The organism is Blautia luti, assembly GCF_033096465.1.
GTDB classification, from domain to species: domain Bacteria; phylum Bacillota; class Clostridia; order Lachnospirales; family Lachnospiraceae; genus Blautia_A; species Blautia_A luti.
Genome location: NZ_AP028156.1, coordinates 410,332 through 432,545 on the forward strand (window position 1 = coordinate 410,332; position 22,214 = coordinate 432,545).

Below are 22,214 nucleotides of genomic sequence, written 5' to 3' on the forward strand. Positions count from 1 at the left end.
AATGAAATCACATAAATACATATCAAAATGGAGGAATTGATACTATGAACAATATACCAGTAGTAAAACTTGGATTAATCGCAGTAAGCCGTGACTGTTTCCCGATTCAGCTTTCTGAAAAGAGACGTGCAGCGATCAAAGCAGCTTATCAGGGTGAACTTTACGAATGTCCTGTAACTGTTGAGAATGAGAAAGACATGGAGAAAGCTCTTGAAGATGTAAACAAAGCAGAGTGTAATGCACTGGTTGTTTTCCTTGGAAACTTCGGACCTGAAACTCCTGAAACACTGATCGCAGAAAGATTTGACGGACCTTGCATGTATGTAGCTGCAGCAGAAGGCGACGGCGACATGATCAATGGCAGAGGTGATGCTTACTGTGGTATGCTGAACTGCTCATACAACCTGAAAATGCGTCATCTGGAAGCATATATTCCAGAATATCCGGTTGGAACAGCTACAGATATTTCCCAGATGATTGCTGATTTCGTTCCGATCGCACGTGCAGTTATCGGTGTTCGTAACCTGAAGATCATTACTTTCGGACCACGTCCTCAGGACTTCTTTGCATGTAACGCACCGATCAAAGGACTCTATGAACTGGGTGTTGAGATCGAAGAGAACTCAGAACTTGACCTTCTTGTTGCATTCAAAGAGCATGAAAACGATCCTCGTATCCCGGAAGTTTGCGCAGATATGGCAAAAGAGATGGGCGAAGGCAATTATTATGCAGATCTTAATGTTAAGATGGCACAGTTCGAACTTACTCTTCTTGACTGGGCAGAAGCTCATAAGGGAGCAAGAAAATACGTTGCATTTGCTGACAAATGCTGGCCTGCATTCCCGTCACAGTTTGGATTTGAGCCTTGCTATGTAAACAGCCGCCTTGGATCAAGAGGAATTCCGGTAGCCTGTGAGGTTGATATTTACGGAGCACTCAGCGAATATATCGGAATTTGTATTTCCAATGATGCAGTTACACTGCTTGACATCAACAACTCTGTTCCACAGTATATCTATGATGAAGATATCAAAGGAAAATATGATTATAAACTTACTGATACATTCATGGGATTCCATTGTGGAAATACTCCGGAGTGCAAGATGTGCAAATCCAGAGCAGTTAAATATCAGCTGATCCAGCACAGACTTCTTGAGCCGGAAGGATCTGAGCCAGACTTCACAAGAGGAACACTTGAAGGCGATATCGCTGCTTCTGATATCACATTCTATCGTTTACAGTGCAACTCTCAGGGTGAACTTGTATCTTATGCCGCAGAAGGTGAAATCCTGGATGTACCTACAAGATCATTCGGTGGTATTGGTATTTTCGCTATCAAAGAAATGGGAAGATTCTACCGTCATGTTCTGATCGAAGGCAACTATCCGCATCACGGAGCTGTTATGTTCGGACATTATGGAAAACTTTTCTATGAAGTACTTAAATTACTTGGAATCGATGTAAATAAGATCGGTTACAACCAGCCGGCAGGTGTAAGATACCCGACAGAGAATCCTTGGGGCTAATACTTAGAATTAGCAGAGTGGATTGTGAATATCCCCGGATATGTACAAATCTGAATAAAGAATAAATAAACTGACACGATTAATCATAGGGCATCCCGGGGTTTTACCCTGGGATGTATTAGATTAGATGAATATGAGAAATTGAGTCAGTAAGAATTAACAGGTTTTCAATTTATTTGCACAGAAAAGAATCAGGCTGTTTGCTGAAGATAGTATGTGAACAGCAGGATAAAAGAAAAGGAGTAAGTATTATGTATTATATCGGTATTGACCTTGGTACTTCCGCTGTAAAACTTCTTCTTATGGAAGAGTCAGGAAAAATCTGCAACATCGTATCCAGAGAATATCCATTATATTTCCCGCATCCAGGCTGGTCTGAGCAGAAACCGGAAGACTGGTTTGCACAGAGCATGGAAGGTATGAAGGAACTGACAAAGGATATCGACAAAACTCAGGTAGCCGGAATCGGTTTCGGCGGCCAGATGCATGGTCTTGTAACACTTGACAAAGACGACAATGTAATTCGTCCTGCAATCCTCTGGAATGACGGACGTACAGGTGAAGAGACAGAATACCTGAACACAGTGATCGGAAAAGATAAACTCTCTGAGTACACAGCAAATATCGCTTTCGCAGGCTTCACGGCACCGAAGATCCTCTGGATGCAGAAAAATGAGCCGGAGAACTTTAAGAAAGTAGTAAAGATCATGCTGCCAAAGGACTATCTGGCATATCGTTTGTCAGGTTCTTTCTGTACAGATGTTTCCGATGCTTCCGGTATGCTTCTTCTTGATGTAAAGAATCGCTGCTGGTCAAAAGAAATGCTGGAGATCTGTGGAATCACAGAAGAACAGCTTCCAAAACTGTATGAGAGCTGGGAAGTAGTAGGAACTCTGAAACCGGAGCTCGCAAAAGAACTTGGATTCGGTGAAAATGTAAAAGTTGTTGCAGGTGCAGGTGACAATGCAGCTGCTGCTGTAGGAACTGGTACAGTTGGTGACGGACAGTGTAATATTTCTCTTGGAACATCCGGAACTGTATTTATTTCCAGCAGGAAATTTGGTGTGGACGAAAACAATGCACTTCATTCTTTCTGCCATGCAGATGGAAGCTATCATCTGATGGGATGTATGCTCAGTGCAGCCTCCTGCAACAAATGGTGGGCAGAAGAAATTCTTCACACAAAAGATTTCGCAGCAGAGCAGGCTCCAATCCAGAAACTTGGAGAGAACAATGTATTCTTCCTTCCATATCTGATGGGAGAGCGTTCTCCACACAACAACCCTGATGCAAGAGGTGTATTCTTTGGAATGTCCATGGACAGCACAAGAGCAGATATGACACAGGCTGTTCTGGAAGGTGTTGCATTCGGACTTCGTGATTCCCTGGAAGTTGCAAGAAGCCTTGGAATCAAGATCGAAAGAACCAAGATCTGCGGCGGCGGAGCTAAGAGTTCACTGTGGAAGAAGATCATTGCAAATGTTATGAACCTGAAAGTTGATGTCCTGGAGAACGAAGAAGGACCATCCATGGGTGGTGCAATGCTTGCAGCAGTAGGCTGCGGTGCTTACCCGGACGTAGAAACAATCGGTAAGAAATTTGCCAAGGTTGTAGATACAGTAGAACCAGATCCTGAACTGGTAGGTAAATATGAAGAAAGATACCAGAAATTCAGAACTCTGTATCCGGCTATGAAACCGTTATTTTAACCGAATCAAGTAAGTCCCCTGCTTCAATTGCGAAAAGCAATAAGCAGTGGGTGGGGACTTGCTTGTATCAGGAGGAGTGCAAGCTCCTTCTGATAAACTGCGGAGCAGTTATTCGGTGTAGAGCCGCGTAGCGAAGCGGATTGCGAATATCCGCTTGACGATATAGAGATGGTATAAATATAAATGCCGCTGTAGACAAAAAACTACAGCGGTATTTTTGTGCGTAAAACAGCACGATAATAAAACCTGTAAAATAGAACATGATTGAAGCAGGGGTACAGCATAAAAACAGGCGGGAAATCTTCCCGCCTGTAAAATCATCTGGACATATATCATATATAAATATGAATTTTTTGGTTTTGATTGAGTTCTGTAAGCTTAGAACAGACCTGTGATCTTACCTGTTTCGTCTACGTCGATTCTCTCAGCAGCCGGAACTTTCGGCAGACCTGGCATGGTCATGATCTCACCTGTGAGGGCTACGATAAATCCAGCACCAGCAGAAATCTTCAGATTACGTACTGTAACTTCGAAGTCTGTCGGAGCGCCAAGTTTGGTCTGGTCATCTGTTAAACTGTACTGAGTTTTAGCTACACAGATCGGGCAGTTGCCGAAGCCAAGAGCCTCTAACTGTTTTGCCTGTTTCTGAGCGTTTGCTGTCAGAACAACTCTCTTACCTCCGTAAACTTTCTGAACGATCTGGTTCAGTTTGTCTTCGATAGAACCTTCCAGTTCATATGCATAGGAGAAGTCATTTGGTTCTTCAGCAAGACGGATTACTTCTTCCGCAAGTTTGATTCCGCCTTCGCCGCCTTTTGCCCATACTTCAGAAAGAGCAACATTAACGCCGAGTTCTTTACATTTTGCTTCTACAAGATCAAGCTCTGCTTTTGTATCTGTAGGGAATGCATTGATAGCAACTACACATGGCAGTTTGTATACATTCTTGATGTTGGATACATGTTTGAGCAGGTTTGGAAGACCTTTCTCAAGTGCTTCCAGGTTCTCGTTGTTGAGGTCAGCTTTTGGAACACCGCCGTTGTATTTCAGAGCACGTACTGTAGCTACGATAACAACTGCACTTGGTTTTAAGCCTGCCATACGGCATTTGATGTCGAGGAATTTCTCAGCACCAAGGTCTGCACCGAAACCAGCCTCTGTGATCGCATAATCAGCAAGTTTCAGAGCCATCTTTGTAGCTGTTACGGAGTTACATCCGTGAGCGATGTTGGCGAATGGTCCGCCGTGTACGATTGCAGGAACGTGTTCCAGAGTCTGTACAAGGTTTGGTTTCAGGGCATCTTTTAACAGAGCTGTCATAGCACCTTCTGCATGAAGGTCACCGGCTGTTACAGGTTTCTGCTCAGAAACTTTACCATATGTATATCCGATGATGATCTTGGATAATCTTTCTTTCAGGTCTTTGATGTCACTTGCAAGACAGAGAACTGCCATGATCTCAGATGCAACTGTGATGTCGTATCCGTCTTCACGAGGCATACCGTTTGTTCTTCCACCAAGGCCGTCTACTACGTTACGAAGCTGACGGTCGTTCATATCTACGCATCTCTTCCATGTGATCTTACGTGGGTCGATGTTTAATGCGTTGCCCTGGAAAATATGGTTATCGATCATAGCTGCAAGTAAGTTGTTTGCTGCACCAATTGCATGGAAGTCACCTGTGAAGTGAAGGTTGATATCTTCCATAGGAACAACCTGTGCATATCCACCACCTGCTGCACCACCTTTTACTCCGAATACCGGTCCTAAGGATGGCTCACGAAGAGCTACCATAACGTTCTTGCCAAGTTTCTGCATAGCATCTGCAAGACCTACAGTTGTAGTAGTTTTTCCTTCTCCGGCTGGAGTCGGGTTGATAGCTGTCATGAGGATCAGCTTTCCATTGGGTTTATCTGTCTCTCTTAAGAGATTGTAGTCGATCTTTGCTTTGTATTTTCCGTACTGTTCCAGATATTTGTCATCAATACCTGCTTTCTCCGCAATCTCAGTGATTGGAAGCATTTCGCATTCCTGTGCGATCTCGATGTCTGATTTGAATCCCATAATGTTTTTCTCCTTTCGTCTCCGCATAACATGAAAAACTGTTGCTAATCACTTTACTTTATTCTCAGCAACGAAAAAATACTCATCAGAGAAACCGGATCTGACAGTCTGATGAAAAATTTAAAATAAAAGTTCACCAAATAAAAAGGGCAGTATCTGAAAACTTCAAATACTGCCCAGACGGTCGGCATTTACAAACCTCCGACTCCCCGTGGTTTGCATTCCACTCTTTCCGTCAGTACTCGAAGGTTCCTCCAATTGATGAATACAATATAGCATTTTGAGAAAAAAATGTCAAGAAAATCTTGCGAAAATGTCAAAAAAATTAGATAATCTGGATGAAATTTATGCAAATTCAATAATAATGAAGAACAGAAAAGAAGTTGATGAAATAGTGTCTCGTTTATATAATTATGAGCCTGTTAAAAAATAAACATATTTGTGAATAAAAAAGTTATTTTACAGCATTGTATTACTGAGAAAGAAGTGAAGAACAGCAGTTTATAAGTTTTTCATAAAAAATTTATGATTATATTAGTTGCCATCTGAAAGAAGTATGATAAAATAAAACCACAAAATCCCATGTACAGGAGATTAGGTAAATGAACAGAACCGAATTTCTAACTATTCTGAGAAATCAGCTTGCCGGGCAGATGCAGGAAGGTAAAGCTGAGGCACACATAAGATATTATGAAGATTATATTCAGTCCCAGGTCAGAAAGGGACGTACAGAAGAGGATGTTCTGGGTGAACTTGGTGATCCCAGACTTATTGCGAAAACTCTTATAGAAACAGAAGACAGCCAGCCGCAGGCAGGATACGGGCAGTATTCCAGCTATGGAAGCGGTGTAGAAGAGTCTGTCCAGCCGGAGAAAAGATGGAAGAAGATCCTGGATCTTTCCACCTGGCAGGGAAAGGCAGTGGTGATCGTAGGCGCGGTCCTTGCCATGATCCTGATCCTGCTGGTTATAGGAGCGGTGCTTCCATTCTTTATTGTTCTGACTATCGTTCTTTCAATCCTTTCCTGGATTAAGAAGCGTACTAATTAATAAATATCATCATCAGGCTTTCCTTCTGGAAAGTCTGGTGTCTAAAATTTCAATTCTGAAATCTGAAAATCCATTCCTGAAAATTTTTATTTAAGAACTTTTATTCAAAAATCTTTATTCAAAATTCCTGTTTCAGTTTGACGGGAGTGCAGTATTTATTACGAATATCCGTTTGACTCAAATAGTAATCATTTAGTTTCTGATCTACGAGTCTTTATCCATTTTATTCTTTATTCACGCATTTCAAACATATTTTCCCTATTCTCTAATCCTGCCATGAAAGGCAGAAAAATCAAATTTATTAAAAGTCTTAAAGAAAGGAGTCTATCATGAACAACTCAAAAACATTTCACAGAGGCTCTGTCCTGACAGCATTCTGTCTGGCAGTCCTATTCGCTCTGCAGGCGGTCTGCGCCCTGCTTCCGGCCTGCATTGTGCGGGCAGCTTCCTCTGATTCTGTAGAAATATGGGACGAGGATAAAAAAGTAGATTACGGATATCGGTTCAGCATGAAATTTCAGCCGGGAGTCTCAACCTATGAATCCTTTGGATGTGATAACCTGGACAGAGAAGCTTTTTCGGATAATGGAAAAAGTGACCGTGATACCGAATGCGTTCGTGTAACATCTGACTATAAGCCTGGAAGCGCAGGAATGCGTTACAACAACGTAGGAAAAGATGCCAACGGGAACATTGTAGATGTCCGCATGACACTTCTGGGAGTAGAGAACGCAGAACCGCGATACGATATGCGTACTCCGGAATCCATTGTTCAGAATCAGGGAGGGCTTACCTTTGCGTGGAAAGATAATGAAGCATATCCAATAGTAGGTTTTTCTAAGAACAGCATTGGGGTTTTTATTTATTCTGTGGGATATGCGAAAGTTAATTTCCAGTTTCTGAAACACGGAACGGATGAACCGCTGTCTATCAGCGGTCATGGAACTATTCGGGATATTGACGCAGGACAGGGCGTGCGTATTCCGTCAGACAGTGGACTGGATAATGTGTATTTGCTGAAAGATAATGATTTCCTGACTGTGGACGGAAATTATGTAGTATCACCTGTGACAGCCATAGAGCCGGATGACCCCAGAGGATGGCTGAATCTGTTTTACAACACAGATAATTTCACTGTAGAATTCAGCCATCAGTACAGACTGGACAAATGGGATCAAAGCCGCCAGGATGGGATCGAGAAAGCCGGTTCCCAGAAGAAATGGGCAGAAAACATGAAAAAGAAATATCTGGATCCGGATGGAAACAGTTACTGCGCTAATTTCCAGGGGCAGAAAATCTGTAAAGCATATGCATATTTCGACTTTACTTCCTATTGTTTCGGAGATGTGGAGATGAAAAAGGCACCGGAGAAACGTGTGGGAGAAGCTGGATGTACCTGGGACCAGGCAGAAGCAGCCGGGAAAGAACAGCCATTTACAATTAATGACTGTGAAGAATTTCAGTATATGATCCAGGCAGAGACTACTCCGAACAAGCTGAAAACATTTGTGATCAGGGACACATTGGAGGATTGTCTTACTATAGATGATGCATCTAAGGTTTCTGTTATCAATGATACAGGTCTGGATGTAACAGGGCTGTTTGACATCGCCGTGGAGGGACAGACTATTACCTGCAGTGCGAAACCGGAAAGTCTGGCACCGGAGAGTTTTACTGACAATCAGGTGTATACATTTGCCCTGAGGGTCCATAGAAAGACAGAATCTGATTTCAATTCGGCAGAGTATCTGCAGCAGGATGGCTGTACACTTCTGATCCCTAACAGTGCGTCCATGACTTATGAACGTACTAATGGAACAGGTGATACTATGAACACAGATACAGTCTGGGTGAAGGGAATCATCCAGCCGGATCTTCAGGTAGAGAAAAATGTATCCAGATATGAATGGATGACAGGAGACATCATCGATTATACAGTAACAGTGACTGAGAAAAAACAGAATGTATGGGCTGCAGATGTAGTGCTCACAGATGAAATACCGGCAGGACTTCAGCTTCTGGAAGGACAGTACAGTGTACAGACAAGTCCCGGCGCTGCGTCAGCTGTATTGTCTGCAGCAGACAATGGATGGAGAGTGGAATGCCCGGTTCTCAGATATAATGAAACGATCACAGTACAGTTCAGATGCCAGGCACTGGAAGAATCTAATGGTCAGGAACTGGAAAATATTGCTACAGCTACAGCAGGAAATATGATCGACCCGGAAACAGGAGAACAGCAGTACCGCAGGGATATGGCAGAAGTATGGCCCAACAGTCCGCAGTTTGAGATTAATAAGACTGCAGATAAATATGAATGGCAGCAGGGCGGTGAAGTTGTCTACCGTATTGTTGTAAATAACACAGAAGCGGGAACCATTGCGAAAGATGTCAATATAACGGATATCGGGCTTCCGGAAGGTCTGGTGCTGGCAGGAGGAACTGACAGTATAGAAATCCTGGGAGTACAGCAGCAGGTCAATTATCCTGTACCGGATAAGAAGTCTGGTCAGGCATATGAGATCCGTCCTGTGGAATCACATATGGAAGCGGATGAAAAAGGTTTCAGATTCTACTGCTCTTACCTTCCGTACAGCCAGCCGGTTACGCTGATCTTCCATTGTACAGCACAGGAAACTGCCAATGGACATGAAAGTGTGAATGCGGCAGGAGCATCTGCGTCAAATGCTGCAGAACAGGAAGATGATACGGAAGTTTATGTAAATACCGGATCATTCAGCATTGAGAAGACTGCAGACCATTATGAGTGGCAGGTAGGAGAAAAAGTAGAATATACGGTAAAGGTTGAAAATGTAAATCAGGGAACCATAGCCAGAAATGTGACTGTATGGGATACACAGATGCCTCAGGGACTTGCCTTGACATCTGAAGACAGTGTATCTGTGGATGGAATCCCACAGAGCGTGATTCAGTCTGTAGCAGGAACTGAGGATACTCCCAATGAGCTGAATCCGGAATACTATAATGAGACAGAGGAAAAAGAAGTAAGTTATGAACTTCTTCCGGAAGATGCAGGCTGGAGACTGAATATTTCAGATCTTCCCTCCGGCTGCCCTGTAACGATTACTTTCCATTGTACAGTTACAGAGGAAGTGAATGGAATGGAAAGTATTAACATTGCCAATGTACAGGCAGAAAATGCACCGGAAACATCCGATGATGCGGAAATTTATGTAAACACTGCAGCTTTGGATATTCAGAAAAGTTTTCAGAATCCATATCTGGAAAATGGAGACGGACGTGCGGAAAACGAATTCCGGGTGGGAGAACAGATTGATTATCTGGTAACTGTCAATAATCTTCAGAAAGGTTCCATAGCCAGAAATGTGGTGATCAGTGACAGTTCCATACCGGAAGGTCTGGTTTTGTCAGGAGAGGAAGGTGCTGTTACTGTAGAAGGAGTACCAGCTGTGATTCAGAATCCTGTGGCAGGAACAGATGATGCAGGAAATCAGCAGGATCCGGATAATTATAACGAAACTGTGGAAAAAGCAGTGGAGTGCCAGGTAACACGGCAGGAGAATGGATGGATCGTAACAATTTCAGATCTTCCATATCAGACACCTGTAACTGTGAAATTCCGCTGTACAGCTTCTGACAGTATCAATGGAATGGAGGTTGTAAATACAGCACAGGCCTATGCGGACAATGCACAGGTTGTAAAGGCATCAGCGAAGATCTGGGTGAATTCCCCGGTAATTCATGTGGAAAAAACAGCAGACCAGGAAATCTGTAAATACGGTGATATCATTACATATCGAGTAAAGATGACCCAGGAACAGAAAGGATGCGTGGCAAGGGAAGTAACCCTTGAGGATACGATGGATTCTGAGGGAGTAAGCCTGCTGCCGGATTCTATTGTACTCCTGGATGAAAACGGAGAGCAGATCAATGGAGCGGCAGAGAACGGAGAGCATGGATTTCTTCTGCGGACAGGCCGAAACCTGATTAAAGACGAAGTCTACAGTATCTGTGATAATGACCGTGGCGGCATTCTGGAGCAGGTAATGCCCAATCCTCTGAACTGTACAGAACAGAAATCCATGACTGTACAGTATCAGGTAAAAGTAACAGAAGAAGGCCAGGAAGATTTCAAGGTTTGTAATACAGCAGTGGCAGACAGCAGGGAAAATAATCCTGGTTCTGATGAAACAGAGACAGAGATCATACGGCCTGCTCTGGAAATCGTAAAAGAATCCGACAAGAAAGAATATGTATCAGGGGAAAAAGGATACTATAAACTGGCTGTGCGCCAGTTAAAAGAGAATATCACAGAAGAAAATATCGTGATAAAAGATGAGATCAGCACTCCAGGAGCAACATTGAATCCGGAAAGTATTGTAATAAAGAAAAATGGAGAGATCCTGAAAGATACAGTGATCGACAGTTCAGATACAGGTTTCGTTATCCGAACAGGAACAGGCCTGTCAGACAGAGATACTATGGAAGTATGCTATGAGGTGCTCTTTGAACTGGAAACTGACGGAACACAGACGATCAGAAACTGTGCAGGAGCCAGCGGAGATCTTTCCGGGGAAGTCTCTGACGAAAATGAAGTTACCGTAACGAGAACCAACGGGGACGGAGATAATGGTAACGGGGACGGAGATAATGGTAATGGAGATAATGGAAACGGAAACAATGGAAATGGAGACAGCGGAAACGGAAACAACGGCAACGGAGATAATGGAAATGGAAACAATGGAAACGGAAACAACGGAACTGGAAACAACAGCGGATCAGACAAAGGAGGATCCGGCGGATATTCTTCAGGTAACGGAGGAAGCAGCGGATATTCTTCAGGGTCCGGCTATGGAAATTACGGCGGAGGATCTGTAGCAGGAATATCCAAAACAGGAGATGTAAGACCATTTAAGATCATGAGCATTATTGGAATCCTGGGAATTCTCATGATGACCGGCGGTATTGCCGTATATAGAAAGACAGCCAGAGGAACAAAAAAGAAATGAAACGGCTGAAAGCATTTGCAGTGGGGATGATCCTGGCTGCGGCAGGGTTGATGTTCTATTGCGGAAGTTTCTATATAACCAGCCACAGACAAAATAAAGAAGCAGAAGAAAACTGGAAGCAGATAGAACAAACTGCCCATACAAGTGAACAGACATCTGAAGATCATGCTGTGAAACAGAAGAAACGAAAGGAGAAAAATAAAAAACAAAAGATCAGGGAATCCTTCGGGATTTCCTGGGAAAATTTAAGAAAGATCAATCCCCGGACAGTTGCCTGGATTACTGTCCCGGGAGCGGATATTTCTTACCCTGTAGTGCAGGGAGACGATGATGAATTTTATCTGAAGCATAACTTTCAGGATGAGGAGAATCTGTTCGGCTGCATTTTTCTTGGAAAAGCGAACAGGAAAGATTTCTCGGATTCCCACAGTTTTCTGTATGGCCATAATATGCAGGGAAATATGATGTTTGCCAATCTGAACCGTTATGAAGATCCTGCTTATCTGGAACAATATCCTGAATTTGAGATCATTACACCTGAAAAGAAATACACCTATCGAATCTTCTCCGTAGAACAGGCGCAGGAAGGAAGTACAGCATTTGAGTACGGATATGATCTGTCAGGAAATGCATACAGAGAACAGCTTATGCTACTGAAAAACCATTCTCTCTATGATACAGGGATCATGCCTCGCTCAGATCGGCAGATTGTCACACTGGTTACGTGTAATTCCAGACTGGACCAGACAGTGAGAATGGCGGTTCATGGGAATCTGAGAAATACTCTGTCCTGGAGTCAGTATAGTGCCCGTAAGTAGATATGGTCTTTGCAATTAAAACAGAAATTTTTCTGATTCACATAAAAAGACCGAAAAAAGTAATGAAAACTCTCCTGATATTTTGTATAATTTGTGCATAAAAAACAACTTGTTCACACATGCGTACAAGTTGTATCCTAAGTACAGGAGGGAAGAAAACATGACAGAGAATGGAAAGCCTAAATATTTTTCCCTGATGGAGCAGCTGAAGGCAGACATTGTTTCAGGTGCTATCTGCCCGGGGGAAAAGCTTCCTTCAGAAAATGAACTTTCACAGAAATATTCTCTCAGCAGGCATACGGTGCGGAAAGCACTGGGGATACTGGAACAGGATGGATATGTAGAAGCATTTCACGGAAAAGGGACATTCTGCTCTGAGAATATGAGCCATATCCGGAAGTCCAAGAATATAGCAGTAGTTACTACTTATATTTCTGACTATATTTTCCCAAGGCTGATTCAGGGAATGGACAATGTACTGTCTGAAAGAGGATACAGCATTATCCTGAAAAATACAGGAAACAGCCGTCAGAAAGAGGCAAAATGTCTGGAGGAATTGCTGAAAAAGGATATCGATGGTCTGATCATTGAGCCAAGTAAAAGTGAAATGGTCTGCAAACACAGGAATCTTTATCAGAATCTGGATAAATTTCAGATTCCATATGTGTTCATTCAGGGAATCTACTCTGAGATGAAGGAGAAGCCGCATATTCTTATGGATGATGCCAGAGGCGGATATCTGGTCACCAGATATCTCACAGAACTGGGACACAGAAATATCATGGGATTTTTTAAGGCAGATGATATGCAGGGGCTGGAACGCCATAAGGGATATGTAAAAGCACTGCAGGAAGCCGAGATTTCCTATGATCCGGACAATGTGGTCTGGTTTCATACAGAGGACAGGAAAGTCAAGCCTGCGCTGATCGCCAGAGAAATGCTGGAAAAGGGAAATCTGCCGGACGGGATTGTCTGCTACAATGACCAGATCGCGGTACAGGTGATGGAAGAACTTGAAAAGGCGGGAATCCGTATACCGGATGATATTTCTGTTACAGGTTATGATAATTCACTGTATGCGCGGAGAGGCACAGGAATCACCACTATCGCCCATCCTCAGGAAAAGCTGGGAGAAATGGCAGCAGAGCTGATTATGGAAAAAATCAACGGTGTTGCGGAAAAGGACAGCAAAGTAGAGCGCCTGATCCAGCCGGAACTGATCATCAGAGGTTCCTGCGCAGTTAATAAAAAGAAAGACAATATGTAACTATTCAGCATCCTATGAGGTAACACACTGCGGGACAGTTACAATAAACAAAATATAAAAAATCCAGGGAGGAATTTTATCATGAAAACAGGAAGAAACTACAAATTCTGGTTTTGCACAGGTTCACAGGATCTTTACGGAGATGAATGCTTAAGAAAAGTTGCAGAGCATTCCAAAATTATTGTAGAAGAATTAAATAAGAGCGGTGTACTTCCATTCGAACTTGTATGGAAACCAACACTGATCACAAACGAACTGATCCGTAAAACATTCAATGAAGCAAATGCAGATGAGGACTGCGCAGGTGTTATCACATGGATGCATACTTTCTCACCGGCAAAATCCTGGATTCTTGGTCTGAAAGAATATAGAAAACCACTTTGCCATCTGCATACACAGTTTAATGAAGAAATTCCTTATGACACCATCGATATGGACTTCATGAACGAGAACCAGTCTGCACATGGCGGCCGTGAATATGGTCACATTGTTACAAGAATGGGAATCGAGAGAAAAGTTATCGTTGGCCACTGGGCTGACAAAGAAGTTCAGGAAAGACTTGCTTCCTGGATGCGTACAGCAGTTGGTATTATGGAAAGCAGCCATATCCGTGTTTGCCGTGTAGCTGATAATATGAGAAACGTAGCAGTTACAGAAGGTGATAAAGTAGAAGCACAGATCAAATTCGGATGGGAAGTTGATGCTTATCCTGTAAATGAGATCGCTGATTATGTAAAAGACGTAGCTAAGGGCGATGTTGATGCATTAGTTGACGAATATTACAGCAAATACGACATTATTCTTGAGGGAAGAGATCCGGAAGAATTCAAACGCCACGTAGCAGTACAGGCCCAGATCGAAATCGGATTTGAGAAATTCCTGGAAGAGAAGAACTACCAGGCAATCGTTACACACTTTGGTGATCTGGGTGCTCTTCAGCAGCTTCCTGGACTTGCAATCCAGAGACTTATGGAAAAAGGCTATGGATTCGGTGCAGAAGGTGACTGGAAGACAGCAGCAATGGTTCGTCTGATGAAAGTCATGACAGCAGGAATGAAAGATGCTAAGGGAACTTCCATGATGGAAGACTATACATACAATCTGGTACCTGGAAAAGAAGGAATCCTTCAGTCTCATATGCTTGAGGTTTGCCCGTCTGTTGCAGATGGCAAGATCGGCATCAAAGTTTGCCCGCTTTCTATGGGTGACAGAGAAGATCCTGCAAGACTTGTATTCACAAGCAAGACAGGTCCGGCTATCGCAACATCCCTGATCGACCTTGGCGATCGTTTCCGTCTGATCATCAACGATGTAGAGTGTAAGAAAGTAGAGAAACCAATGCCGAAACTTCCTGTAGGAAGCGCATTCTGGACACCACAGCCAAATCTTAAGACAGGTGCAGAAGCATGGATTCTTGCAGGCGGCGCTCATCATACAGCATTCACCTATGACCTGACAGCAGAGCAGATGGGTGACTGGGCAAATGCAATGGGTATTGAAGCTGTTTATATTGACAAAGATACAAACATCCGTGACTTCAAGAACGAACTGAGATGGAATGAGCTTGCATACAGAAAATAATGTATAGCCAAAACCGAAGAAAAATGAGATAATAGAATCAGAGAGGGTTGCTGCCCCGGAACATACGGGCGGCAGCCCCGAATAAGATTATGGGAGGTTTACATAAATGGGAACAGCAGAAGCAAAAGCAGCGATCCTTGCAAACAAAACAGCACTTGGTATTGAGTTCGGATCCACCAGAATCAAGGCAGTACTTGTGGATGATAAAAATCAGCCGATCGCATCCGGCGGACATGAGTGGGAAAACCGTTACGAAAACGGAGTCTGGACATACAGCCTGGAAGATATCTGGACAGGTATCCAGGACTGCTATCAGGATATGGCGAAGGATGTAAAAGCGAAATATGATGTAGAACTGGAATCTGTAGGTGCACTGGGTATCAGTGCCATGATGCATGGTTATATGCCTTTTAATAAAGAGGGCGAGCTTCTTGTACCATTCCGTACATGGAGAAATAATATCACTGCAGAGGCCAGTGAGAAGCTGATGGAACTGTTTAACTATAATATTCCTCAGAGATGGAGCATTGCCCATTTGTATCAGGCAATCCTGAACGGAGAGGAGCATGTAAAGGATATCGATTATATTGCAACTCTGGAAGCTTATGTTCACTGGAAGCTGACAGGAAAGAAAGTTCTGGGAATCGGCGATGCAGCAGGTATGTTCCCGATCGATACAACAAAAGCAGATTATAACCAGGAAATGGTTGATAAATTCGACGAACTGGTAGCTCCTTACGGATTTTCATGGAAATTCCGTGACATTATGCCGAAAGCACTTGTTGCAGGTGAAGATGCAGGTGTCCTGACAGAAGAAGGTGCAAAACTCCTGGACGTAACCGGTAAACTGAAAGCCGGAATCCCGATGTGTCCTCCGGAAGGTGACGCAGGAACAGGTATGGTTGCCACAAACAGTGTTGCAGTCCGTACAGGTAACGTTTCCGCAGGAACTTCTGTATTCGCAATGATCGTACTGGAGAAAGAACTTTCCAGACCGTATAAAGAGATTGATATGGTTACCACTCCATCCGGACATCTGGTAGCTATGGCTCATTCCAACAACTGCACTTCTGACCTGAATGCATGGGTAAATATATTTAAAGAATTTGCAGAAGCTATGGGTATGGAAGTAGATATGAACAAACTTTTCGGAACCCTTTACAACAAAGCTCTGGAAGGTGATCCGGACTGCGGCGAACTTCTGTCTTACTGCTACTTCTCAGGCGAGCATATGACAGGATTCGAAGAAGGACGTCCGTTATTTGTACGTTCCCCAGAGAGCAAATTCAATCTTGCAAACTTCATGAGAACCAATCTGTATACATGTCTTGGTGCCATGAGAGTAGGTCTGAACCTTCTGTTCGAGAAAGAGAATGTAAAAGTAGACCGTCTCCTGGGACATGGTGGATTATTCAAGACCAAAGGTGTAGGACAGCAGATCCTGGCAGACGCAGTAAATGCACCGGTATCTGTAATGTCCACTGCAGGTGAAGGCGGCGCATGGGGAATCGCACTTCTTGCTTCTTATCTTGTAAACAAAGAAGAAGGCGAAACTCTGGAAGCATTCCTTGACAATAAGGTATTCGCAGATCAGGAAAGCAGCACACTGGATCCGAAACCGGAAGGTGTGGCTGGATTTAACGCATTTATGGAGCGTTACATGAAAGGACTTTCCATTGAAAAAGCAGCTGTAGAATCAAAAATCTGGTAAATATATGAAAAAGAAAGGCATTCTCCTCTGAAAATGGGGCAGGATGCCTTTTACATTTCATAGAAAATTAGTCTGATATAAAAAAGTCTGCCACATTTTTTGCCACATATTGAGGTGTACGACAAAAAGTTGTAAAATAGACCTATCAAGTCCGAGAAAGAACCTATGAGAGGAGTGAAACATCATAACTGTGATCAGACAGACTTCGAAACACGTTCTCTGGCGCGTATGAAAATAAGAAAATAAAAAGGAAAAGAAAAATATAGAAAAAAGCCATAAACACACGGATACCTGCCGCGTATTTATGGCTTTTTTATGTCACGGGGCTTATTTACAGAAATTTTTGCAAATATAAAGAGAAAGACCCGGCAGGGGAGCTGCCAGGCCTTTCGAGGGGAGTATAAATAATTAAATAAGGGGTTTATGTAAAAAAAATTATTGAAGGGTAAATTTTTTTTACATCTACGATTATAATATAGCTTGGTGAAAAAAGCAACATTTTTTGATGAATATTCCGAAGGGTTTTTGGAATAATAGTATTGTCATTAAAAATTGTGAGGGTTTTCCGGGAAAACCGGGACTTTCCCTTAGAAACCGCATTAGGAGGAATGAAAAATGGCAAAAAACTATGAATATGAAAGCAAAAACAGCAGAAATTATGCAGGAAGCTCAAATAAGAACAGCTACGGGGACGAAATGAACCGTACAGACAATTTAAGAAGCAAAAATGAGTCGGACTGCAGAAATAAGGCAGGCAATAAGGCGAAAAACAAAACTTCTCAGTCCTACAGATCAGAAGAAGACGAGCAGTACTGATTCATACAAAAATGAAAAATAGAAATGCAGCAGGGCAGTTTTATATTGTCCTGCTGTATTTTTATACCTGGAAAATTATTCCGTATCATTTCTATGATTCAAAAAGCTCTCCGGGCAGGATCGAACTGCGTCGGCGAGGAATTATGTCACGGAAGATCCTGACAGTAATCTCCAGGTGAGCAATCCGGCCATCTCCGGCATAGGATATAACAAAAAGGAGTCTGCCATGTTTCCGGTGGAAACTATTTCTGCAAAAATGCTGGATTATTATGTGGACCGCAGAGATTCACTGATCATAGATCTCAGGGAAAGAGAAGAGTTCAATAAAAGTCATGTGAGAGGTGCAGTTAACATTCCATATGAAGAAGCGGACAGCTATGCCCTTTTTCCAAAGGATAAAATCCTGGTGATGTACTGCGACCGTGGAGGAGCCAGCCTGCGTCTGGCACGGCAGCTTGCCAGAAAAGGACACAGAACCAGGTCGGTTATCGGCGGATTTGAAGCATATCGGGGAAGAAATCTTGTAATTTTCTCATAAGCATGATAAGGTAAGAGATAGGATGCGGTGACGGAAAACCGCAGGAAATCCATATGCCGGACTGTCAGGAGATAAGACTGCCTTGGACCTGCAGGAGATGAAAGGCTACTGAGAGCAGGCGGCAATGTTTAAAGAGGAGAATTACGATCATGAAATATATGTTTGCGTCAGATGTACATGGCTCTGCCTATTATTGCAGAAAAATGCTGAATGCCTATAAAGAAGAAAAAGCAGACCGCCTGGTATTGCTGGGTGATCTGCTTTATCATGGACCCAGAAATGACCTTCCGAGAGAATACGCACCCAAGGAAGTCATTCCCATGCTGAATGATATGAAGAAAGAAATCTATGCAGTACGAGGCAACTGTGAGGCTGAAGTAGATCAGATGGTGCTCCAGTTCCCGGTAATGGCAGATTACTGCATTCTTAACCTGGATGGCAGAACTTTTTATGCTACCCACGGACATGTCTATAATGAAAACAATCTGCCGCCACTTCAGGAGGGGGATATTCTGATCCACGGCCACACACATGTGCTCAGGGCAGAGAAAAAGGAAAGTTATACACTGCTGAATCCGGGCTCTGTTTCCATTCCGAAAGAGGGAAATCCTCCTACTTATGCAATCTTTGAAAATGGAATCTTCATGATCAAAGACTTTGATGGAAATATCGTAAAGAGTATTCACCTGTAACATCATATTTTTAGAGAGGATAAAGAATGGAAAAATTTGAACTGATCGCACCCTGCCATTTCGGCATGGAGGCAGTACTGAAAAGGGAAATCCTGGATCTGGGCTATGAGATTGTTAAGGTAGAAGACGGCAAGGTGACCTTTGAGGCTGATGCCCAGGGTATCGCAGATGCCAATGTCTTTCTGCGCTCCACAGAAAGAATCCTGCTGAAGGTGGCAGAGGTAAAAGCAGAAACCTTCGATGAACTTTTTGAGAAGACCAAGGCCCTTCCGTGGGAAAACTATATTCCCAAGGATGGCAAATTCTGGGTGGCAAAAGCCAACTCAGTAAAGAGTAAACTGTTCAGCCCATCTGATATTCAGTCGATTATGAAAAAAGCCATTGTAGAACGTCTGAAGGGTGTTTACGGCGTATCCTGGTTCGAGGAAGACGGCGCAAGCTTCCCTATCCGTGTGGCTTTTATGAAAGATGTGGCAACCATCGGCATCGATACTTCCGGTGTGTCCCTGCACAAAAGAGGCTACCGCAAGATGATAGTGAAGGCTCCGATCACAGAGACACTTGCGTCTGCACTGATCATGCTCACTCCATGGAATAAAGACAGGATCCTGGTAGATCCTTTCTGCGGAAGCGGCACATTTCCAATTGAAGCGGCTATGATGGCAGCAGATATCGCGCCGGGAATGAACCGTTCTTTCCTTGCGGAAGACTGGAAACATCTGGTTCCGCGAAAATGCTGGTATGAAGCGAACGAGGAAGCACAGGACAGAGTAAATCTCAATATTGATACAGATATCCAGGGATTTGACATAGATCCCGAGGCGTTGAAAGCAGCCCGCGCTAATGCGAAGATGGCAGGAGTGGACAAGCTGATCCATTTCCAGCAGCGCCCGGTAAAAGAACTCCGCCACCCGAAACCGTACGGATTTATCATCACAAACCCGCCATACGGGGAACGACTGGAAGAGAAAGAGAATCTGGCACAGCTTTATCGAGAGATCGGTGAAAGCTATGCAAGACTGGATAAATGGTCCATGTATCTAATCACATCCTATGAGAAGGCAGAGAATGACATTGGCAGAAAAGCGGATAAGAACCGTAAGATCTATAATGGAATGCTGAAAACCTATTATTATCAGTTCCTGGGCCCGCGTCCGCCGAAAAAGAACCAGAAATAACAGAATTCAGGATACAATCTGAAACAACAGAGTCAGAAGTTAAGATAAAAAGGAAACGAAAATCATGAAAAAAATAATCTTTGCAACAGGAAACCAGGATAAGATGAGAGAGATCAGGGAAATCCTGGCAGATATGGATGTAGAAGTGGTTTCCATGAAAGAGGCAGGAATCCATGCAGATATTGTGGAAGACGGCTCTACATTCGAAGAAAATGCAGTGATCAAAGCCAGAACAATCTGTGAGATAACAGGGGAGATCACACTGGCAGACGATTCCGGACTGGAGATCGATTATCTCAATAAAGAACCAGGAATCTATTCTGCGCGTTATATGGGAGAAGACACTTCCTATCATATTAAAAACGCCAGCCTGATCCAGCGTCTGGAAGGAGTGCCGGACGAAAAGCGTACAGCAAGATTTGTGTGTGCGGTAGCAGCAGCATTTCCAAACGGAACTATAAAAACAGTACGGGGCACAATGGAAGGCCGTATCGGATATGAAGAAAAAGGGGCAAACGGCTTCGGCTATGACCCGATCTTTTATCTTCCGGAATATGGATGTACTTCCGCAGAACTTGCCATGGAAGAGAAGAATAAGATCAGCCACAGAGGAAAGGCTTTGCAGGCGATCAGGACAGAACTGGAAGGGCTGGAATAAATGAAAGTATTGATCGTCAGCGACACTCATGGAAAAGATGAAAATCTGGAAAGGGCAGTATATCAGGAAGTACCTTTCGATTATCTGATCCACTGCGGAGATGTGGAAGGCAGAGAGATCTTTATTGAAGCACTTGCAGAATGTCCCTGCTGTATTGTGGCAGGGAATAATGACTTTTTCTCGGATCTTCCCAGAGAAGATGTGGTTGAAATTGAAGGGCACAGGATCTTCGTGACCCATGGACATCTTTATGGGGTATCCATGACTACAGAAGGAGTGGCGGATGCTGCGGCAGCCAGAGATTGTGAGGCAGTATTTTTCGGTCATACCCATTGTCCGGAAGAGGAAGTGGTCAAAGGGATCCTGACAGTGAATCCGGGAAGCCTGACCTTCCCACGGCAGCGGGGACGCAGACCAAGTTATGCGGTTATGGAAGCAGAAGCAGGAAAAGATTTGCAGGTTGAATTAAAATATTTATGATTTTGATCCATTATATAGCAACAAAATAACTCCATATTGTTCCAGAATATAAAAAGACGAAGTTGCTCAAAAAAAATATTTTTTTGAAAAAATTCAGCACTTTTTAGAAAAAAAGACCTGAAAACAGGAAAAAAGAGGATTTTTTCCGGGATACTTAAAATCCCGGAAACCCTTGATTTTATTGGCTTTCCGGGATTCTGTACATCTTCGGAAAATATATTTTTGAAAAAAAATAAAAAAATTGAAAAAAAGGTGTTGACATTTGTCCCCGTTTACCATATAATATGTCTTGCGTCGGACAACGAAGCACAAATAAATAAAGAAACAGCGGGGTGTGGCTCAGCTTGGCTAGAGCGCCTGGTTTGGGACCAGGAGGCCGCAGGTTCGAATCCTGTCACCCCGACTGCTGTAACACAACATTACCGTTTCAGCGAAATGCGGGTGTAGTTCAATGGTAGAACACTAGCCTTCCAAGCTAGATACGTGGGTTCGATTCCCATCACCCGCTTCTCTGTATGTGACAGAGAAATGTGTCTGTAGCTCAGCTGGATAGAGCAACGGCCTTCTAAGCCGTGGGTCGGGGGTTCGAATCCCTTCAGGCACGCTGTGGTGGGTATAGCGCAGTTGGTTAGCGCGCCAGATTGTGGCTCTGGAGGCCCAGGGTTCGAATCCCTGTATCCACCCTTCGCCTTTGGGCTATCGCCAAGCGGTAAGGCACAGCACTTTGACTGCTGCATTCGCTGGTTCGAATCCAGCTAGCCCAGTCTTAATATGGAGCATTAGCTCAGTTGGTAGAGCACTTGACTTTTAATCAAGTTGTCCGGGGTTCGAATCCCCGATGCTTCATTAAAACAGCGGAAATCTTTTGATAAGATTTCCGCTGTTTTTATAAAAAAATATTTCACAGAGATGTGAAACAGGAAATGCGGATATGGCGGAATTGGCAGACGCGCTGGTTTTAGGTACCAGTGGGCATCCCGTGCAGGTTCAAGTCCTGTTATCCGCAGTAGAAACAGAAAAGTACCGTAGAATGAGAAATATCTCAGAATCGGTACTTTTTTGTCATATCGGAAGAGAGAGATACAGGCAGAAGCAGAAATTGAGGTTGCATAGTCTGCTGCCATTGATTATAGTAA

The 22,214-nt window shown here is 43.4% G+C and carries 15 protein-coding genes, 7 tRNA genes and 1 riboswitch; of the genes, 21 read left to right on the forward strand and 1 reads right to left on the reverse strand.

What is annotated here, in order from left to right:
- The first annotated feature begins 44 nt into the window (after positions 1–44).
- On the forward strand, positions 45–1,526 hold the full coding sequence (locus R8695_RS01935; protein ID WP_118511971.1) for an L-fucose/L-arabinose isomerase family protein: 1,482 nt from the start codon (positions 45–47) through the stop codon (positions 1,524–1,526).
- 251 nt (positions 1,527–1,777) lie between these two features.
- Positions 1,778–3,235, forward strand: a complete 1,458-nt coding sequence (gene xylB, locus R8695_RS01940; protein WP_154780438.1) for a xylulokinase — start codon at positions 1,778–1,780, stop codon at positions 3,233–3,235.
- A 378-nt stretch (positions 3,236–3,613) separates the two neighbouring features.
- Here xylB and R8695_RS01945 read toward each other — a convergent pair whose 3' ends face one another.
- Complete coding sequence (locus R8695_RS01945; protein ID WP_154780437.1) at positions 3,614–5,299, reverse strand: formate--tetrahydrofolate ligase; 1,686 nt, start codon at positions 5,297–5,299, stop codon at positions 3,614–3,616.
- 167 nt (positions 5,300–5,466) lie between these two features.
- Positions 5,467–5,552: riboswitch (ZMP/ZTP riboswitch) on the reverse strand.
- A 349-nt stretch (positions 5,553–5,901) separates the two neighbouring features.
- Here R8695_RS01945 and R8695_RS01950 point away from each other — a divergent pair.
- The 19 genes from R8695_RS01950 to R8695_RS02040 all read left to right on the forward strand — a co-directional run bounded on the left by R8695_RS01950 (position 5,902) and on the right by R8695_RS02040 (position 22,084).
- Positions 5,902–6,348, forward strand: a complete 447-nt coding sequence (locus tag R8695_RS01950; RefSeq protein WP_118510641.1) for a DUF1700 domain-containing protein — start codon at positions 5,902–5,904, stop codon at positions 6,346–6,348.
- A 329-nt stretch (positions 6,349–6,677) separates the two neighbouring features.
- Positions 6,678–11,339, forward strand: a complete 4,662-nt coding sequence (locus R8695_RS01955) for an isopeptide-forming domain-containing fimbrial protein (protein ID WP_154780436.1) — start codon at positions 6,678–6,680, stop codon at positions 11,337–11,339.
- Entirely contained in the window at positions 11,336–12,157 is an 822-nt protein-coding gene (gene srtB / locus R8695_RS01960) for a class B sortase (protein WP_154780435.1), read from the forward strand. Before R8695_RS01955 ends, srtB begins: the two co-directional genes overlap by 4 nt.
- Before the next feature lie 160 nt (positions 12,158–12,317).
- Positions 12,318–13,424, forward strand: coding sequence for a GntR family transcriptional regulator (locus R8695_RS01965; RefSeq protein ID WP_154780434.1), 1,107 nt, complete (start codon positions 12,318–12,320; stop codon positions 13,422–13,424).
- An 81-nt stretch (positions 13,425–13,505) separates the two neighbouring features.
- Positions 13,506–15,005 carry an L-arabinose isomerase gene (gene araA / locus R8695_RS01970; RefSeq protein ID WP_118510633.1) on the forward strand — a complete coding sequence of 500 codons (1,500 nt, stop codon included), beginning with the start codon at positions 13,506–13,508 and terminating at the stop codon, positions 15,003–15,005.
- A gap of 106 nt (positions 15,006–15,111) precedes the next feature.
- The gene (locus R8695_RS01975; RefSeq protein WP_154780433.1) at positions 15,112–16,716 is read left to right on the forward strand and encodes a xylulokinase; all 1,605 of its coding nucleotides are present in this window, start codon (positions 15,112–15,114) and stop codon (positions 16,714–16,716) included.
- 615 nt (positions 16,717–17,331) lie between these two features.
- Positions 17,332–17,532, forward strand: a complete 201-nt coding sequence (locus R8695_RS01980; RefSeq protein ID WP_118510629.1) for a hypothetical protein — start codon at positions 17,332–17,334, stop codon at positions 17,530–17,532.
- A gap of 226 nt (positions 17,533–17,758) precedes the next feature.
- On the forward strand, positions 17,759–18,070 hold the full coding sequence (locus tag R8695_RS01985) for a rhodanese-like domain-containing protein (RefSeq protein ID WP_154780432.1): 312 nt from the start codon (positions 17,759–17,761) through the stop codon (positions 18,068–18,070).
- 149 nt (positions 18,071–18,219) lie between these two features.
- A complete protein-coding gene (yfcE, locus tag R8695_RS01990) occupies positions 18,220–18,762 on the forward strand; it encodes a phosphodiesterase (RefSeq protein ID WP_154780431.1) in 543 nt (180 codons plus the stop codon).
- A 26-nt stretch (positions 18,763–18,788) separates the two neighbouring features.
- The gene (locus tag R8695_RS01995) at positions 18,789–19,940 is read left to right on the forward strand and encodes a THUMP domain-containing class I SAM-dependent RNA methyltransferase (RefSeq protein WP_118510623.1); all 1,152 of its coding nucleotides are present in this window, start codon (positions 18,789–18,791) and stop codon (positions 19,938–19,940) included.
- 64 nt (positions 19,941–20,004) lie between these two features.
- The gene (locus R8695_RS02000; protein WP_154780430.1) at positions 20,005–20,598 is read left to right on the forward strand and encodes an XTP/dITP diphosphatase; all 594 of its coding nucleotides are present in this window, start codon (positions 20,005–20,007) and stop codon (positions 20,596–20,598) included.
- Positions 20,599–21,078 (forward strand): metallophosphoesterase family protein, encoded by a 480-nt coding sequence (locus R8695_RS02005; RefSeq protein WP_118510619.1) that lies wholly within the window; start codon positions 20,599–20,601, stop codon positions 21,076–21,078.
- A gap of 328 nt (positions 21,079–21,406) precedes the next feature.
- Positions 21,407–21,481 (forward strand) — tRNA-Pro (locus R8695_RS02010).
- Positions 21,482–21,515: 34 nt separating this feature from the next.
- A tRNA-Gly gene (locus tag R8695_RS02015) sits at positions 21,516–21,586 on the forward strand.
- A gap of 22 nt (positions 21,587–21,608) precedes the next feature.
- Positions 21,609–21,682: transfer RNA gene (locus R8695_RS02020), tRNA-Arg, on the forward strand.
- 5 nt (positions 21,683–21,687) lie between these two features.
- A tRNA-His gene (locus tag R8695_RS02025) sits at positions 21,688–21,761 on the forward strand.
- Positions 21,762–21,770: 9 nt separating this feature from the next.
- Positions 21,771–21,842, forward strand: a tRNA-Gln gene (locus R8695_RS02030).
- Between the two features lie 9 nt (positions 21,843–21,851).
- Positions 21,852–21,924, forward strand: a tRNA-Lys gene (locus R8695_RS02035).
- Between the two features lie 79 nt (positions 21,925–22,003).
- Positions 22,004–22,084: transfer RNA gene (locus R8695_RS02040), tRNA-Leu, on the forward strand.
- Positions 22,085–22,214 lie beyond the last annotated feature (130 nt).

Excerpts from the sequence above, each read along its gene's own strand:
- xylB (WP_154780438.1), top strand. The coding sequence starts at position 1,778 with ATGTATTATATCGGTATTGACCTTGGTACTTCCGCTGTAAAACTTCTT.
- R8695_RS01975 (WP_154780433.1), top strand. The coding sequence starts at position 15,112 with ATGGGAACAGCAGAAGCAAAAGCAGCGATCCTTGCAAACAAAACAGCA.
- R8695_RS01985 (WP_154780432.1), top strand. The coding sequence starts at position 17,759 with ATGTTTCCGGTGGAAACTATTTCTGCAAAAATGCTGGATTATTATGTG.
- R8695_RS01965 (WP_154780434.1), top strand. The coding sequence starts at position 12,318 with ATGACAGAGAATGGAAAGCCTAAATATTTTTCCCTGATGGAGCAGCTG.
- R8695_RS01935 (WP_118511971.1), top strand. The coding sequence starts at position 45 with ATGAACAATATACCAGTAGTAAAACTTGGATTAATCGCAGTAAGCCGT.
- araA (WP_118510633.1), top strand. The coding sequence starts at position 13,506 with ATGAAAACAGGAAGAAACTACAAATTCTGGTTTTGCACAGGTTCACAG.
- srtB (WP_154780435.1), top strand. The coding sequence starts at position 11,336 with ATGAAACGGCTGAAAGCATTTGCAGTGGGGATGATCCTGGCTGCGGCA.
- R8695_RS01995 (WP_118510623.1), top strand. The coding sequence starts at position 18,789 with ATGGAAAAATTTGAACTGATCGCACCCTGCCATTTCGGCATGGAGGCA.
- R8695_RS01945 (WP_154780437.1), bottom strand. The coding sequence starts at position 5,299 with ATGGGATTCAAATCAGACATCGAGATCGCACAGGAATGCGAAATGCTT.
- R8695_RS02000 (WP_154780430.1), top strand. The coding sequence starts at position 20,005 with ATGAAAAAAATAATCTTTGCAACAGGAAACCAGGATAAGATGAGAGAG.
- R8695_RS01950 (WP_118510641.1), top strand. The coding sequence starts at position 5,902 with ATGAACAGAACCGAATTTCTAACTATTCTGAGAAATCAGCTTGCCGGG.
- yfcE (WP_154780431.1), top strand. The coding sequence starts at position 18,220 with ATGAAATATATGTTTGCGTCAGATGTACATGGCTCTGCCTATTATTGC.
- R8695_RS01955 (WP_154780436.1), top strand. The coding sequence starts at position 6,678 with ATGAACAACTCAAAAACATTTCACAGAGGCTCTGTCCTGACAGCATTC.
- R8695_RS02005 (WP_118510619.1), top strand. The coding sequence starts at position 20,599 with ATGAAAGTATTGATCGTCAGCGACACTCATGGAAAAGATGAAAATCTG.
- R8695_RS01980 (WP_118510629.1), top strand. The coding sequence starts at position 17,332 with ATGGCAAAAAACTATGAATATGAAAGCAAAAACAGCAGAAATTATGCA.